The sequence below is a fragment of the Leisingera daeponensis genome, assembly GCF_019801465.1.
GTDB classification, from domain to species: Bacteria; Pseudomonadota; Alphaproteobacteria; order Rhodobacterales; family Rhodobacteraceae; genus Leisingera; species Leisingera daeponensis_A.
In genome coordinates this window covers 342,883-358,111 of sequence record NZ_JAHVJA010000003.1, presented here as the reverse complement: position 1 = coordinate 358,111, position 15,229 = coordinate 342,883, and the positions used below count along the sequence as shown (strand labels likewise).

Here is a 15,229-nt window from a genome sequence, read left to right as displayed (position 1 = left end):
TCCAATCAGTGCATCGGCGCGGATACAGGGTCCAGCAGAGTGCGGCCGCCGTCCAGCGTAACCACCTGCCCGGTCATGAAGCCGGAGGCATCGGAGGCAAGGTATTGCGCCGTTTCAGTCAGTTCGGTCGGGGCCGCAACCCGGCCCAGCGGGGTATGCGCCTCGATATCCTGACGGAAGCTGCGGTTTTCCTTGAGGGTTGCCTGCATGGAGGCGCTCATCACCGAGCCAAAGGCAATCGAGTTCACCCGGATCCGATGCGGTGCCAGCGAGACCGCCAGAGAACGCGTCACCTGATCCAGCGCGGCAGAGGCCACCGAATAGGCCATCAGGTCCGGGTGGGTGCGGCGGGCCGCGATAGAGGACAGGTTGATGATGCTGCCAAGGGGACCGTCCCCTTCGCGCTCCTCGCCCTGCTTGATCATCCGCCTGGCCACCTGCTGGGACAGCCGCACTGTTGGCAGCAGGCTGTGGTTCAAAAGCTGGTCCAGGGTTTCGTCCTGCGGGTCGAGCGCATCGGTGGCCACCACCTGCCGGGCCCCGTTGACCAGAATGTCGATGTCATCAAAGGCGTCAATGGTGGCGGACAGCAGGTTGGCAATGGTCAACCGTTCACGCAGGTCGCCGGCAAAATAGCGGATATTGCCTTCGTCGGCCTGTTCCCCCAGTTCATCGACCAGCTGTGCCTCGAATTGATCGGCAAACATCACATTGGCGCCGGCGTCAGCAAATTGCTTGCCGATCGCCAGACCGATGCCGCTGGCGGCGCCGGTCACGATGGCGGTCTTGCCGGAGATGGAAAAGGACATAAAAGGGTACTCCCCTAGAGCATTTCGTGCGCACGTTAGACCGCGCCTGCGGGTTTGGAAACCATCATTGCGCCGCGCCTTCGGTTACTTCCGCCCGCGTTTCGGCTTGGCCGCGTGCAGGATCTTGAAGCGGTTGTCGCCGCCCTCTTCGCGCACCTGGACGAACCGTTCCGAAAGAGCGGTCTCGTAGGGCAAATGCCGGTTGGCCACCATCCAGAGGCTGCCGTTTGCGGCCAGCATGGCCGCCGCCGCGCCGATAAAGGCCTGCCCCAGCGACGGTTCCGCCGCGCGGCCTGTGTGAAACGGCGGGTTCATCACCACGGTGTTCACCGGACCAGGCACCTTCCAGCTCCGGGCATCAGCCCAGTGGAAATGCGACCGCGGGTCGGCGGCGTTCAGGCGGGCACAGGCCAGCGCCGCGTGGTCGGCCTCGGCCAGATGCAATTCTTCGACCTCCTCGTGCTTCAGCACTTGTGCTGACAGGTAGCCCCAGCCCGCCCCCAGGTCGGCAACACAGCGGCCCAGTTTCTGCGGCAGAGCCGCGGCCAGCATGCGGGAGGCCGGGTCGATGCCATCCGACGAGAACACGCCGGGCGCAGTGATGAAGCCCTCGACCTGCTGAGGGCCTTCGGGCAGCCAGACGGACAGGTCGGTACCGCCGTCGACCCAGAACACCTTGCCATGCGCCTTGGAGACCGGCGCCGAGGGCGTGCAACGCTTGCGCAGGTCCTTCAGAAGCGAATCAATGCCTTCGGTCTTGGCGCCGTCGATCAGCACCTGGCCATGGGTGGCGGCAGCAGCCTGCGCCACCAGCATCCGGGCCAGCGCCTTGGCCCGCGGCAGGAAGACAACAGCGGCGGCATAGTCCGCGCCGACCTCCAGCGACGGGGCGCATTCATACCCCTGCCCTTGAAAGTGATCGTGGTCCGGGCGGAACGGCTGAATGACCAGAACCTGATCCTTGGGCAGCGCGGACAGATCATGCTCCACGCGCGGGTGGAACACGGCGATGCGGCCCTCGGCAGGCACAGCAAAGCCGCCCGATTGGGCGGCCAGGGACAAGCGAACGGACATTTAAGGGCCTCTTTATTCTTCTTTTTCCATAGTACACTGCAGCGGGTGCTGGTGGCGGCGGGCGAAATCCATCACCTGGCCCACCTTGGTTTCCGCCACCTCATGACTGAACACGCCGACCACGGCAACGCCCTTCTTATGCACGGTCAGCATGATCTCGAACGCCTGCGCGTGGGTCATGCCGAAGAACCGCTCCAGCACCATCACCACGAATTCCATCGGGGTGTAATCGTCGTTCAGCAGCAGCACCTTGTAGCGCGGCGGGCGCTTGGTCTTGGGCCGCGTCTTGGTCAGGACGCCGGCTTCCGTGTCGTCGTCAGAATGATCGGTCATCTTCAAGGGCTGCAGCGGCATAAGCAATTTGATCCAGTGGTGCATGGAATTTCCTGTGACGCTTATATAGCCTCTTAGCTGTTCAGGAAAAGAGACTGAGACCCGCAGATTGACACCTAATTTGACAACAATCGGCTTTGATGCCGACGATACCCTCTGGCACAACGAACGGTTCTTCCGCGTCACGCAGGAACGGTTTGCCGAATTGCTGCTGGATCACACGCCCGCCGACATCGGTCCGGAGCAGCTGGAACGACAGCTGCTGGACGCTGAAAAACGCAATCTGGGGCGCTATGGCTACGGGGTGAAGGGGTTCACCCTGTCGATGATCGAAACCGCGATCGACGTGACGGAAGAACGGGTGCCGGGCGCCGTGATCAAGGAGCTGATCACCGCTGGCCAGATGATGCTGTCCTACCCGATCGAGCTGCTGCCGCATGCGCGGGAAGCGGTGGAAGCCCTTGCCGGACGCTACAAAGTAGTGCTGATCACCAAGGGCGACCTGCTGGACCAAGAGCGCAAGCTTGCTCAGTCCGGCCTCGGCGAGCTGTTCGACGGGGTCGAAGTGGTGTCGGAAAAGACGCCGGAGGTCTACATGGACATCTTCGCCCGCCATGGCGACGGCGCGGACCGCGCGATGATGGTTGGCAATTCCATGCGCTCTGACGTTTTGCCGGTGATCGAGGCCGGCGGCTGGGGCACCTATGTGCCGCACGGGCTGGTCTGGGAAGTAGAGCACGCCGCAGCGCCGGAGCACAGCCCGCGGTACAAAGAGATCACCGATCTGGGCGGACTGGCGGATCTGGTGGACAGCCTGGGCTAGGCGGCGTTATCCCATGGCGAACGCCAAGGGAGCCAGGAAAAATGCCGCATGCAGAACTGAAATACTCCTGCGATCTGGAGATTGATGCCGACGCCATTCTGGCGGAAATCGAATCCATTATTCAGGAGCACGACAGCGGTGCCGGCGCCTGCAAGGGACGCGCCTATCCGGCGCAGCTGTTCCACCACACTCATCTCATGGTCAGCATCGCCCTGCTGACCAAGCCGCACCGTGATGAGACGTTTTCCCTGGCGCTGCTGGCGGACCTGGAAAGCCGCATCAAGCAGAGGCTGCATCAGCACTGCGAATTCTCCCTTGGCCTCAGCTACTCTACCCCTTTTTACGTCACGAATTCTCACACGGTTTGAGAGGCCGGAGCGGCTCGGCGGCGTTGTCACATCCAGAAAACACCGCCAGCCTGCTCATCTGTACAACTTTTTTTGGTAACCTTCTGTTAGCACTTACCGCATTTAGAGGGCTTGGAGGCCTCAAACACAAAATGCAGGCAGCCTGCCGCCTGTGATGCGGTTCTCCCCCTTTCGTCCCTGTTTATTCCTCATCAACCCTGTGTTACGCTTTTGCTAACAGGCAAAAACGTCAGCCGGAAAACCGGCGGCACGAGGCAAACATGGCAGTGATCACGCAGGACAATCCGGCGTCTGGCCGGTATCCCCGTACCCGGTTCCTATGGGCAGCCGCGGTTTTTCTTTTGGCAGTATTTACCGTGGCGTTGCAGCCGCAGCGGGCCTCCGCTGCGCCCTACGCGGCGATGGTAATCGACGCCCGCACCGGCGAAGTACTGCATTCGCGCAATGCTGACACCAGGCTGCACCCGGCGTCACTCACCAAAATGATGACGCTCTACATTGCATTCGAAGCAGTGCGGAACGGCGAGATCACACTGGACACCAAAGTCCGGATCAGCCGCAACGCCGCTGCCGAGCCGCCCTCGAAACTAGGGCTGCAATCCGGCCAGAAAATTGCTTTCCGCTACCTGATCCGTGCCGCAGCGGTGAAGTCCGCCAATGACGCGGCCACTGCTATCGGCGAGACCCTTTCGGGGTCCGAGGCCGCTTTTGCCCGCCGGATGAACCGCACGGCGAAAGCGCTGGGGATGAATCGCACAACCTTCAAGAATGCTCATGGCCTGACCGCCAGCGGGCATTTGTCCACCGCCAGCGACATGACCACGCTGGGGCGGCACCTGCTCTATGACTACCCCGAGTACTACAACCTGTTCTCGCGCCGCTCGACCCACGCCGGCATTCGCGAAGTGCCAAACACCAACCGCCGCCTGCTGGCTGCCTACCGCGGTGCAGACGGAATCAAGACCGGATACACCCGAGCGGCAGGGTTCAATCTGGTAGCCTCTGCCAAGCGCGGCGACGAACGGATCATTGCTACGGTATTCGGCGGAAAGTCCACCGCCGCGCGCAACGCCAAGGTAGCGGAACTGCTGGATCTCGGTTTCCGCCGGGCGCCATCGCGTGCGGCCCTGCGCAAGCCTCAGAGGCCGGCCTATCAGGGTGCGGGTAATGTGGTGATTGCCGATGCCGATGACGACCCCTCGCACGGGGTGGCGGGCAAGACGATCCGGGTGAGCGGCCAGGTGAACACCAGCCTGCGCCCGAAGACCCGCCCGGGCAGCAGCGATTCGCCTGTGCTCGTCGCGGCTCTTGAGGAAGCCTTGCAAACACCGCCCGCGGACACCGCAAGCGCGGAAACAACTGACGCTGCGAAGGTGGACGCCGCTGCAGAGGATGCCGCGGAAGGGCCGATCGAAAACGTGCAGACCGTCAGCGCGGACGGTGCACTTCAGGGAGACGCGTTGCGTGACAGCATTGCGTTTGCACTGGCCGAAGCGGAGGCGGACCCCCTGCCTGCCGCGGAAGAGGCAAATCCAGTGGTCATCGCTGCCGTGCAAAAAGTACCTTTCACCGGTCTGCGCCCGGTGGCACGCCCGGCAAGCCTGGCTGCGGCCTCGCCTGAGCCGGAGCCTGTGGTTGTGACCCGTCTTTCCACGTCCGGCGGGCGCTACTGGGGTGTCAATGTCGGCCTCTACACCAGCCGCTATCAGGCTGAGAAGGTGCTTCTGCGGACTGCGCTGTCTGAACTGGAAACCCTGGATGGCACCCTGCGCAAAGTTGCGAAGACCCGCCGGGGATTCGAAGCCAATTTCCTGGGTATGACCCAAGAGCAAGCGGAATTGGCCTGCCGCCGCCTAAACGCCCGCAACGTAAACTGCGAGCCGATCGGCCCGTCCTGAGCACCCGGCAATTGCAACCGGCACAGGCGCCTTCGAAGGCGCCTTTTTCCTGCCTCGGTCCTGCCCGCTTTCCGCAGATTCTCCCGCCTGCCACTATAGTCTTCTTACGAAACGCCGCCTTCTGACCGGACTGGTCACCTGCGGAAGCGGGATCAGTTCAGGGTTTCGGCTTGTCGTCCCATTCATCACTGAGAATCCGGCGGGCATCGCCTTCTGGGTCGTCATACTGGTTGCTGCGCACAGTGTAGAAAAACGCCGCCAGCCCTATCGAGCCTAGGATAAGTGAAATCGGGATCAGGTAGGCAAGGACACTCATTGGCAGGGCACCGGTATCACTAGAGCGGCTCAGCGCAGCCGCAACGCATTGAGAGAGACTGTGATGGAAGAGGTAGACATCGCCAGTGCTGCGATCAAGGGCGTGGCCAGACCGGCAATCGCCAATGGCACGGCAATCACGTTGTAGAGCGTGGCAATGCGGAAGTTCTCGCGGATGCGGCGGGTGGCCTTCCACGCCACGCCGCAGGCCTCCGCAATCGGGCTGAGGTCCTGGCCAAGAAGCACGATGTCAGAGGCCACCCGTGCCGCGTCCAGGGCCGAGGCCGGGGAGATCGAAACATGCGCCGCGGCCAGCGCCGCAGTGTCGTTTAGGCCATCGCCAACCATCAGCACTTTCTTGCCCTGATCGACCAGCAACCGCACCCGGGCAGATTTATCGGCAGGCAGCGCCTCGGCCACCCATTTGGCAATGCCGAGCTGCCTTGCAAGGTCCTCCACCGCGCCGGTGGTGTCTCCGGAGATAAGCAGCACATCCTTGCCCGCCTCCTTCAGCGCCCTGACGGCCTCCGCCGCGCCCGGGCGCAAAGCATCGGTGAACAGGAAGGGTTTTGCTTCCCCTGCCCCGGTATCAAGCCAGGCTGCTGTCTGGCTGCCCTGCTCCGCGCCGACCCAGGCCGCCCGGCCCAGCCGGACGCGGTTGCCGCGGAACAGGCCTTCGGCACCATAGCCGGGCACCTCTGTGATGTCCTGAACGCTCGCGGACTTAATCCCGGCCTCCCGCGCGGCGCGGGACAGCGCCACCGACAACGGGTGCGAGGAGCCTTCGGCCAGCGCCAGCGCAATCTCCAGATCCGCGCGGGCATGGTCGCCCAAATTGGTGACTTCCGGCGTGCCGGCAGTCAGCGTGCCGGTCTTGTCAAAGACGGCGGTATCGATCTCCGCCAGCCGTTCTAGTGCGGTGGCGTGCTTGATCAGCATGCCTTTCTTGAACAGCCGGCCGGAAGCGGCGGTGGTGACCGCAGGCACCGCGAGGCCCAGCGCGCAGGGGCAGGTGATGATCAGCACCGCAGCGGCGATGTTCAGCGCCGTGCGGATGTCGAAGGTGTAGAGATACCAGCCTGCAAAGGCGAGCGCCGAGAGGATATGCACACCGGGCGCGTAGAGTTTCGCAGCACTGTCGGCGAGCGATGTGTAGCGGGACCGGCCAGATTCTGCGATGGCGACCAGATCGGCCATGCGGTGCAGCGAGGTGTCCTCGCCCACCGCAGTTGCGCGGATGGTCAGCGGGCCGGTCAGGTTCACTTCACCTGCGGAAACCGCGAGGCCCGGTTCGGCAAAGACCGGCAGGGTTTCCCCGGTCAGCAGCGAGCGGTCCAGTTCCGACTGGCCATCCACGATCTCACCGTCCACCGGCATCCGACCGCCCGGGCGTACCAGGATAAGGTCGCCAATGCCCAGATCTGCCACCGGCACCTCGTATTCGTCACCGTCCAGAAGCCGGATCGCACGGGGCACTTCCAGCGCCGCCAGTTCCTCTGCTGCGGAGCGCGCCACCGCGCGGGTGCGGTAATCGAGGTAACGGCCCGCCAGCAGGAAAAGCGTGAGCGTCAGCGCCGCGTCGAAGTAAGCGTGCTCGCCCGAGAGAAAAGTCTCCCATAGGGATGTTACAAGTGCCAGCACCAGTGCAAGAACAATCGGCACATCCATGTTCAGCCGCCCGACCCGCAGCGCGGTCCAGGCATTGGCAAAGAAGGGCTGGGCCGAGAAGATTATGGCAGGGAATGTGATCGCAGCCGAAATCCAGTGGAACATGTCCCGCGTCGCGTCAGACGCCCCGGACCAGACCGAAATCGACAGAAGCATCACGTTCATAGAGGCAAAGAAGGCCACCGCCAGCCGCATCAGCAGGTCCCGGCCCGTTTTGTCGTTCTGGGTGGCAGCAAGAGCTGCAAAGTCCAGTTCGTGCGCCTCGTAGCCGATCCCCTCCAGCACCGGGATCAGGTCAGTGGCACGCAAAGTTGGCTGGGCCTCGATCAACGCCCGTTTCAGGGTCAGGTTCACCCGCGCCGAACGGACGGCCGGGTGGGCGTTCAACTCCCGTTCCACCGCCGAGATACAGGCCTGGCAGTGGATGCCTGGCAGCGACAGCGCCAGCCTTGCCTCGGTTAGCACCTGCTCCGCTCCCTCATGCGGGGCGGCGACGCAGGCGGGACAGGCAGCAAGCGAGGGGCGGAACTGGGCGGTCATGACAGTCAGCCTTTCACGTGCAGGACCACCCGCTGGGTGAATTCGGTGCCATCCTTGGCCCGTGCCACCATGCGGATATTCCAGTTTCCCGGTCCCAGGTCGGCAGGCGCGACATAGGCCTGGCCGTCAAAGGCGAAATCTGGCTGCTGGTCGTCCTGCACATGGGTCGCGCGGCCGAGCGTTGCACTCAGCTTGGCAACCTCCACAGGGGTGCCGTCGGCATCCGTGATTTCAAGCTTCACCTGATCGCCTGCTGCCGACGCGTAGACCGACCACCCCAGCGCCTCTTGCGCAGAGCGGCGCTGATCGAACTGCTGGCTTGCAACGTAGGAGTTCTTCACTTCCAGCCCTGGAAAGGTTTTCACCGCATTCACGGCCAGAACGATATTCACCCCGATGATCACCGCAAAGGCGCCGCCGAACATCAGAATGGCGTGTTTGCCGGTGAATTCGCGTTCTCGCTTTGCCATGGCTCAGTTCCCCTTGCCGTTAAAACTGGTGTCCTTGTGGGCACGTTCGCCGTTCATCAAATCCTCGACCCATATGCGAACCGGGGTGGTGTTTGCCTGAGAGGGTGCAGCCCCTTTGGAGGAGACTATGTAAACCCGCTGCAAAAGTGCCGTATCCGCGGGGACATTCACCGCGTGATAGACTGTGCCTTCCAGCTGAAGCCGCATGGCTGGATCACCTTTGATCGAAAGATTGAACACCCGGTCCTCGCCGTGCTTGTTACGAAGGCGCACATCATAGGTGTTGCGGATAGAACCGTCCGACAGCGTCACATAGGTCGGGTTGCGTACCGGTGCCACGGTCAATTCAATATCGGAGCGGATGAACAGGGCAAACAACAGCCCCGCACCCACAAGCGACCACAGGCTGGTGTACAAGATGGTGCGCGGCCGCAAAACATGCTTCCAGATGTTCTTGGGCGGGTTGCCTGCACGTTCCAGAGGCTCGTCCGACAACGCCATATAGTCGATCAATCCGCGCGGTTTGCCGATCTTGGCCATCACGTCATCGCAGGCGTCGATACAAAGCGCACAGGTGATGCATTCCATCTGCTGCCCATCTCGGATGTCGATCCCCATCGGGCAGACGTTGACGCAGGCCATGCAATCGATGCAGTCGCCCTGCCCTTCGGCCACCTGGCCCTTTTTCAGCTTGCCGCGCGGTTCGCCCCGCCATTCCCGGTAGCCGACGGTCAGGGTGTCCTCATCCATCATGGCCGCCTGGATGCGCGGCCACGGACAGGCATAAATGCAGATCTGCTCGCGGGCGAAACCGCCGAACAGAAAAGTGGTCGCGGTCAGGATAAGCATGGTGGAATAGGCGATCGGGTGCGCGTTCAGCGTCACCAGGTCATAGGCCAGTGTTGGCGCATCGGCGAAATAGAACACCCAGGCGCCACCGGTGGCGAGACCGATCAGAAACCAGGCGGCCCATTTGGTGACTCGCAGGCGCGCCTTGCGGAAATCCATCTTTTTCTGCCGGTGCAGGCGCAGGCGGGCGTTGCGGTCGCCCTCGATCCAGCGCTCCACAAGTATGAACAGATCGGTCCAGACGGTTTGCGGGCAGGCATAACCGCACCAGACCCGGCCCAGCGCAGAGGTGAACAGGAACAGCCCAAGCCCTGCCATGATCAGCAGACCGGCGACGAAATAGAATTCATGCGGCCAGATCTCGATCCAGAAGAAGTAGAACCGGCGGTTTGCCAGGTCCAGCAGCACCGCCTGATCCGGCAGTGAGGGGCCCCGGTCCCAGCGGAGCCAGGGGGTCAGGTAGTAGATCCCCAACGTCACCGCCATGATGTACCATTTCAGGTTCCGGAAGGGGCCGGAGACACGCCGCGGGAAAATCGGTTCCCTGGCAGCGTAGAGGCTCGGGGCCGGGTTGGAATCGCTCACGGACTCTCTCCGTCTTGTGGCTGTCTGCCAGCCCTTTTCACAGAAGCGAAGAACCGGGACTTTGACGTGGATCAAAAAGCGCATCACACAATCATGTTTTCCGGCCGGCTTCTGTATTCAGGAACGGCAAGGCGCCACCTATGCCTGTCCCTTCGGCCCCGCTAGAGGCAAGTTGCCGCACAGGCCGAAGGCCCTTCCAAAACCCGCCTCTTCTCGCACTGCCATCTGATTTATCGCAGAAGCGGTCCTGCGATTTTATTCGGCGGGAAAGGAACTTTCCTGCATGGCGCGGGTTGGGTGACTGTATTTCAGGCGCGCTGAAGTGCGGAACAAACAGGAGATCAAGTGATGAAACACCTAATGCTTTCGACTTCGCTGATTGTTGCAGCCGCGGCTCCGGGTCTCGCCGGATCCCAGAGCGTAATTTCGGGCGATGCCGGGGCGAGTGTTCAGTTGGAAACCCCTGCTGCCGATCTTTCGGCTGGCGCCACTGCCATGGGCGAAGCCAAGGCAGAAAGCACTCCGGTGCAGCCCGGGACCGAGCAACCCGCAGATAACGCAGAAAGCGCTCTTAACGGCGGCACCGCCTCGGAAGGCGGACTGTCGGCTCTGGTCCCCGATGCCGACGGGATTGCAATGGAGCCGCTGGGCATGAACGAGGTGACCGCTGATGCTCTGACGGGTGCCCCTGCCTATGACTCCAAGGACGAGCATATTGGCGAACTTTCGCAGGTTGTTGTGAACACAAACGGCGGTGTCGAAGCGGTTATCATTGATGTTGGCGGCTTCCTCGGCATGGGTGAAAAGCCGGTCGAACTGGCGATGGGGGATATCGAGATTGTGGAGGTCGAGAACGACCTGCGTGTGATCACGCATCTGACCCGCGAACAGCTGGAAGCTCTGCCTGACTACCAGCCCGGATAAAAGACCGGATTCATAAGGGCCTGCAGGCCCTTATGAATGAAGCCGCCTGTCTGCCTGCCCCTCTTCCGGTTTCCTGCCTCGTACCGGTGTCCCAGCAGGCTTCATTGTAAAGCGGCCTGATTGACCGGGTTCCAGATCGGAGCCCGGTCTTTTTGCGTGAAATCTCTAGAGAATCCCGGCCGCCAGCGCGACTGCTGCTGCCGCGAGACCGGACAGTGTCAGCAAGGCGATCAGCCCGTCCCGTGTCAGCATGGCCACTGCCAGCAGGCTGACCACCGCGCCGAGAATCGACGAGGAGAACGGAACGATTTCCAGCAGGGGCATCAAAGCGCCGCAGAGCAGGCAAACAACCTGAATGACAGTCAGAAATGGTTGTCGCGTCAAGGCCAGCAGCCGCTTGCCGGAGTGCCGGTCAAGCCATCGCACACTCCGCCGCAGCGCCACGGATGCCTTTCTGACGGCGTCGGCCTTGATCCTGCGCCGTCCCAGCCATCCTGGGAGCCAAAGATGCCGCCTCCCCAGCAGCATCTGTCCCGAAACCAGGCAGATCAGAATACCGCAGACTGAAGAAAGCATTGGAACCCCGCTGAGCGGGGTCACCACCGCCATGGCCGGTATTGCCAGAACCGCCGGAAGCGACCTTTGCCCCATTTCCTCAGCAAATCTGCTTACGGTTATGCCGCTGCGGTGTCTTCGTGCAAGGCTGCTGGTCTCCCTCAGCACTTGTTCGATGGGCTGTTTTGCAGATGCCATTGCGTCCCTTTTTGGCTGCATTGATTTGGGGTTCAACGCCCCTGCTCCACACAGGTTCCAGTTGCAACCCGCCTGCCACCTGCAAGAATCCGCTCAGGACGCTGAATTCGCGGCGCTTCTCAGGAGTGTCAAGGAACCTTTCTTCCGGCCGGCGCGTTTTGCCGGTGCATCCCCCAGAGGGGCTTGAATGGAAAGGAACATCAACAATGAAACATCTGATCCGCACCACTACCCTCGTTGCAGCCATGGCCACCGCAGTAGCGGCGGGGTCCATGGTTTCCGAAATCGACGTGACCGCCGACCTGAGCGCGATTGAAAACTACCCGGCAGCCAAGGTCTGGACCAGCCTGGAGACCGACCTGGAAACCGCTTTGGCGGAACAACTGGTGGGACAGATTGCAGATCCCGACGCTGAAGAAGCCGCTGAAATCCACGTCGAAATCGACTCCGTTGCGCTGGCCAGCAATTTCGAGCAAGCGCTTGGCGTCGGCGAGTGGGTTTTGAAAGGCGATGTGGACATTGATATGCCTGATGCTTCGAAGGACATGCGCTACGATCTCACCGTTTCCGCGGATCAGCTGAATGCTTATTACCCTGAGGGCACCGACCCGGCGAGTGTGACCGTCGACAGCGATCTGTTTTACAACGCAATCATCGATGCCTTTGCGGGCAACGTTGCCTCGAAACTGAAGTAAGGAGGAAGCCATGCGTTTCGTGCTTGCAGTCCTGGCGCTTGCCGGCCTGACGGCGGCTTGCGAAACCGCCGAAGGTTTCGGCAGGGATGTCTCAAACCTCGGCGAGGAAATCACCGAAGAAGCGCAGTGACACTTTGCGCGTTTCCGAACTTCGAAGGCCCGGTGCAGCGCTGCACCGGGCCTTTTGGGTCTTTGCCAAACTGCTTCTATAACAGCCTGCTCCCCGGCTGCGCCCTGGTCCTGTCAAACGATGTCCTCAGTCGCTCCAGGCAAGGGCTGCTGAAGTTCCGCCATCCTGCCGGGGTCATGCGGCACCAGGAATCCCCGGCGGGCTTCCGGGCGGCGCACTTGGTTCCGGCGTATCTCGTCCTGCCACCAGGCCGCGGCGCGCGCCGGATCAAGCGCCTGATCCGGCAGGTCCTCCTGCCACCAGTGCCCGGCCAGTGCTTGCCATAGCTGGCGGATCCGGCCGCGGCTGGTGATCCGCAAGGCCGCTTCGCTGTCCCAGCGCATTGACCGCCCGTTCAAATTGGCCGAGCCGACCAGCGCGAAGTCACGGTCGGTGATCAGAGCCTTGCTGTGCAGATAAATTAGCGGCGAGCCTGCCAGTACCGAGGGCGCATCCCGAGCGGCCATGCGCGGTTGAACCGGGCTGGCGATACAGGCGCGGGAACCGAAGGCCGCGCTGACCTTTTCAAGCGCTTCCGCCTGAAGTGCCATCCCGTAGCGGGCATCAACCTCCTGATTGCCGTCAAAGGCGACATCTTCCGGCAGGCCCGGCAGGATAAGGATCAGCGACAAATCAGAATTGCGCCGCGCTGCATCCGCCAGACCGCGCGCGATGACGCTGGAACGCAGAAACTGCGTTTCCAGATAGATCAGGTGCCGGGCTTTTTGGAAGGCCGTCAGATGGTCCTCTTCGATTTCGCGCAGAACGGTTTTCGGTGACAGCGCCCAGAATCCCGCCCTGCGCGGCACTGACAAAGTACGGCGGATTTGCCGCCCGGCAGCGGGCTGCCTGCGCGCAGCAATGTCCTCGAGAAAACTGTCAAGATGGCCTGCGGCCTCTTCAGCCTCGGGGCCGCGCAACAGCAATTGCACATCCGCCCATGTCTTGAACGCTGGCTGATCGTGGGACAGCGTGTCATACCGCCGACGGTTCTGATCCAGTCCGCCGATATAAAGAATCTCGCGGTCAATCACTGCCACCTTCTGGTGATGGGAGACAGGATGCAGCTGCGGCAGGCCAGTCTCCGCCGCAGAAGGCCGCAACCGCCGCGGCAGTTTGCGCAGTTTCCGCAGCACAAACGGCGAAAACGCCAGCCGCGGCAGAATGCCCGCGCGCGCCGGATGCAGGGCCGCTGTGACAGACAGCCGCGTGCTTTGTTCAGGCGACAGCCCCTGAGCAATCTTGCTGGCTTGCGCAAGCGTATTTTGCGCGGCTAAGTGCAGCGGTGCGGCCATCACCGGGTCAAAATCACTCACGACCAGACGGACATGCACCCCCCGCCGCAAAGCATCGGCGATCAGCTCCGCCCAGGTGTCTCCGGTTTTTCTGGCTTCCGGGCTGAGCAAAGGAGTAGAGAAGTCAAACAGGCGGAAACTTGCGGTAATTTCCTGCTTGGCGGCCAAGACCGCACGTTCAAAGGCCGGCCAAGCCTGTTCAGCAGTGACCAAAACCGAAAACTCCGGGCAGCTGTCTTCATCATGCTGCGGGTTCTGCTGCATCCTGGTCCTGTCCGTTAGTCTGTTTTGCTGGCGGCTCCGCCCCGGCAACGACGGGAAATACCAGCCGGTATGTGAAACTGTCCTCAGTCTCGTGGGTTTCGACCGTGCCATCAAGCTGGGCCGCGAAAGCCATCATCAGCCGCGCACCGATTCCGGTGCCTTGTATCACTTCTTCCTTCTCCACCAGCGGCTGCCCCTTGGTGTTGATGATTTCAAGCTCCAGCCAGTTTTCTGCCGGAGCGCGCAACCGGACCGTGATCTCCGGGCGGCCGCCTTCGGGCACACCAAGGTATTTTACCGCATTGGTCATCGCTTCCGACACCAGCATGGACAGTGTAACCCCCTGATCCTGTGTCAAGGGCACCGGAGCCAGATCCGTTTCAATAGAAATGTCCTGGCCCGTGCCCGCATTCATCGAACCGATTTCGGAGATCAATGCCTGCATCAGGTCCCGGCTGTCCACGGTGGTGACGTCAGGATTGGTGTTCATGCTGCGGTGAATGGTGGCCAGCCCCCGCACCCGGCGCTGCAGCTGCGACAGCATCCGCCGGGCTTCCGGCGTTTGCGCCCCGCGGCTCTGCATGTTCATGATCGACGCAACCAGTTGAAGGTTGTTTTTCACCCGATGGTGGACCTCCCGCAGCAGGATTGTTTTTTCCTCCAGATCCAGCTCGCGCCGCCGTTCGGCTTCACTGAGAATGACAACCATCCGGTTGAAGGACTGCTGCGCCTCTTCAAACTCGCGCGGCGGGTTGACCAGCTCCAGCCTGGGATCCTCACGCTCACCCAGGGCATAGCGGCGCATCGCCCGGCGCAGCGCGCTGAGGTGGCGGATCACTAGCTGCTGCAAGCCAAGGATTGCAACGGAAATCCCCGCCAGCCACATCAGGACCGGGAATGCCAATGTCATCAGCGAGGCCGGGTTTGCGGACATCGCGTTCTCGACAGGCCAGCTGCCGACAACAGATACTTGGCCAGGAAGGATCTCAGTCACAGCAAAGAACCGTTCGCCGCCGGAACGGGCCTCCTCGAAGAAGGTCCCGCCGGTGAGAGCCTGCAGATCGCGGCGCGGCACAGAGACCGGCAGAATCTGCTCTGCCTGCTGCTCCGGCACGCTGGACGAGAGGATTTCGCCCTGTGCATCGATGGTTACGAACTGGATGCCCTGCGCGTCAGACCAATACTTTCCGGATTTGATCGCTGAAACCTTATGCGGGATTGCAATCGACACATATCCCAGCAGAATACCCTCGCGCTGCACCGGGCTGGTGGCCAGCAGGAAGGAACCGCCTTCCCCCAGAAGATCCCGGCCGAGGGCAAATGAAAGCTGCGCTGTCTGGCGCGCCTTCAGGTACAGCCACCTGTCTGAAACATCCCGCGCCTCACCGTCCGATGCA

At 62.0% G+C, this 15,229-nt stretch carries 16 protein-coding genes; 6 read left to right on the top strand and 10 right to left on the bottom strand.

Features of this window, described 5'->3' with window-relative positions:
- Positions 1 to 5 precede the first annotated feature (5 nt).
- From KUV26_RS10080 to clpS, 3 genes are all read right to left on the bottom strand, one after another.
- Positions 6 to 809 (bottom strand): SDR family NAD(P)-dependent oxidoreductase, encoded by an 804-nt coding sequence (locus tag KUV26_RS10080; RefSeq protein ID WP_222503398.1) that lies wholly within the window; start codon positions 807 to 809, stop codon positions 6 to 8.
- Between the two features lie 84 nt (positions 810 to 893).
- Positions 894 to 1,883 carry a methyltransferase gene (locus KUV26_RS10075; protein WP_222508240.1) on the bottom strand — a complete coding sequence of 330 codons (990 nt, stop codon included), beginning with the start codon at positions 1,881 to 1,883 and terminating at the stop codon, positions 894 to 896.
- A gap of 12 nt (positions 1,884 to 1,895) precedes the next feature.
- Positions 1,896 to 2,216 carry an ATP-dependent Clp protease adapter ClpS gene (clpS, locus tag KUV26_RS10070; RefSeq protein WP_409996945.1) on the bottom strand — a complete coding sequence of 107 codons (321 nt, stop codon included), beginning with the start codon at positions 2,214 to 2,216 and terminating at the stop codon, positions 1,896 to 1,898.
- A gap of 109 nt (positions 2,217 to 2,325) precedes the next feature.
- Between clpS and KUV26_RS10065 the strand changes: the two genes are divergently transcribed.
- From KUV26_RS10065 to KUV26_RS10055, 3 genes are all read left to right on the top strand, one after another.
- Positions 2,326 to 3,039: an HAD family hydrolase gene (locus tag KUV26_RS10065; RefSeq protein ID WP_222508239.1), complete on the top strand. Its 714-nt coding sequence runs from the start codon at positions 2,326 to 2,328 to the stop codon at positions 3,037 to 3,039.
- A 41-nt stretch (positions 3,040 to 3,080) separates the two neighbouring features.
- Positions 3,081 to 3,407: a hypothetical protein gene (locus tag KUV26_RS10060; RefSeq protein ID WP_222508238.1), complete on the top strand. Its 327-nt coding sequence runs from the start codon at positions 3,081 to 3,083 to the stop codon at positions 3,405 to 3,407.
- A 260-nt stretch (positions 3,408 to 3,667) separates the two neighbouring features.
- On the top strand, positions 3,668 to 5,305 hold the full coding sequence (locus KUV26_RS10055) for a D-alanyl-D-alanine carboxypeptidase family protein (RefSeq protein WP_222508237.1): 1,638 nt from the start codon (positions 3,668 to 3,670) through the stop codon (positions 5,303 to 5,305).
- Between the two features lie 157 nt (positions 5,306 to 5,462).
- Here the strand turns inward: KUV26_RS10055 and ccoS are convergent, their stop codons facing one another.
- Genes ccoS through ccoG form a run of 4 tightly spaced genes read right to left on the bottom strand, consistent with a single transcriptional unit; the run spans position 5,463 to position 9,732 of the window.
- Positions 5,463 to 5,621, bottom strand: coding sequence for a cbb3-type cytochrome oxidase assembly protein CcoS (gene ccoS / locus KUV26_RS10050; protein WP_222508236.1), 159 nt, complete (start codon positions 5,619 to 5,621; stop codon positions 5,463 to 5,465).
- 29 nt (positions 5,622 to 5,650) lie between these two features.
- Positions 5,651 to 7,828 carry a heavy metal translocating P-type ATPase gene (locus KUV26_RS10045; RefSeq protein ID WP_222508235.1) on the bottom strand — a complete coding sequence of 726 codons (2,178 nt, stop codon included), beginning with the start codon at positions 7,826 to 7,828 and terminating at the stop codon, positions 5,651 to 5,653.
- A 5-nt stretch (positions 7,829 to 7,833) separates the two neighbouring features.
- Entirely contained in the window at positions 7,834 to 8,298 is a 465-nt protein-coding gene (locus tag KUV26_RS10040) for a FixH family protein (protein WP_222508234.1), read from the bottom strand.
- A 3-nt stretch (positions 8,299 to 8,301) separates the two neighbouring features.
- Positions 8,302 to 9,732, bottom strand: a complete 1,431-nt coding sequence (gene ccoG, locus KUV26_RS10035) for a cytochrome c oxidase accessory protein CcoG (RefSeq protein WP_222508233.1) — start codon at positions 9,730 to 9,732, stop codon at positions 8,302 to 8,304.
- A 348-nt stretch (positions 9,733 to 10,080) separates the two neighbouring features.
- Between ccoG and KUV26_RS10030 the strand changes: the two genes are divergently transcribed.
- Positions 10,081 to 10,656, top strand: coding sequence for a PRC-barrel domain-containing protein (locus KUV26_RS10030; RefSeq protein WP_222508232.1), 576 nt, complete (start codon positions 10,081 to 10,083; stop codon positions 10,654 to 10,656).
- Between the two features lie 165 nt (positions 10,657 to 10,821).
- On the opposite strand, the gene KUV26_RS10025 is transcribed toward KUV26_RS10030, so the two are convergent.
- Positions 10,822 to 11,409 carry an exopolysaccharide biosynthesis protein gene (locus KUV26_RS10025; RefSeq protein ID WP_222508231.1) on the bottom strand — a complete coding sequence of 196 codons (588 nt, stop codon included), beginning with the start codon at positions 11,407 to 11,409 and terminating at the stop codon, positions 10,822 to 10,824.
- Between the two features lie 206 nt (positions 11,410 to 11,615).
- On the opposite strand from KUV26_RS10025, the gene KUV26_RS10020 reads away from it, so the two are divergent.
- Positions 11,616 to 12,104 carry a hypothetical protein gene (locus tag KUV26_RS10020; protein ID WP_222503387.1) on the top strand — a complete coding sequence of 163 codons (489 nt, stop codon included), beginning with the start codon at positions 11,616 to 11,618 and terminating at the stop codon, positions 12,102 to 12,104.
- Positions 12,105 to 12,114: 10 nt separating this feature from the next.
- On the top strand, positions 12,115 to 12,234 hold the full coding sequence (locus KUV26_RS10015) for an entericidin A/B family lipoprotein (protein ID WP_222503386.1): 120 nt from the start codon (positions 12,115 to 12,117) through the stop codon (positions 12,232 to 12,234).
- A 113-nt stretch (positions 12,235 to 12,347) separates the two neighbouring features.
- On the opposite strand, the gene KUV26_RS10010 is transcribed toward KUV26_RS10015, so the two are convergent.
- On the bottom strand, positions 12,348 to 13,832 hold the full coding sequence (locus KUV26_RS10010; RefSeq protein WP_222508230.1) for a phospholipase D family protein: 1,485 nt from the start codon (positions 13,830 to 13,832) through the stop codon (positions 12,348 to 12,350).
- Complete coding sequence (locus KUV26_RS23850) at positions 13,810 to 14,541, bottom strand: sensor histidine kinase (RefSeq protein ID WP_409996946.1); 732 nt, start codon at positions 14,539 to 14,541, stop codon at positions 13,810 to 13,812. Before KUV26_RS23850 ends, KUV26_RS10010 begins: the two co-directional genes overlap by 23 nt.
- Positions 14,542 to 15,229: the final 688 nt, after the last annotated feature.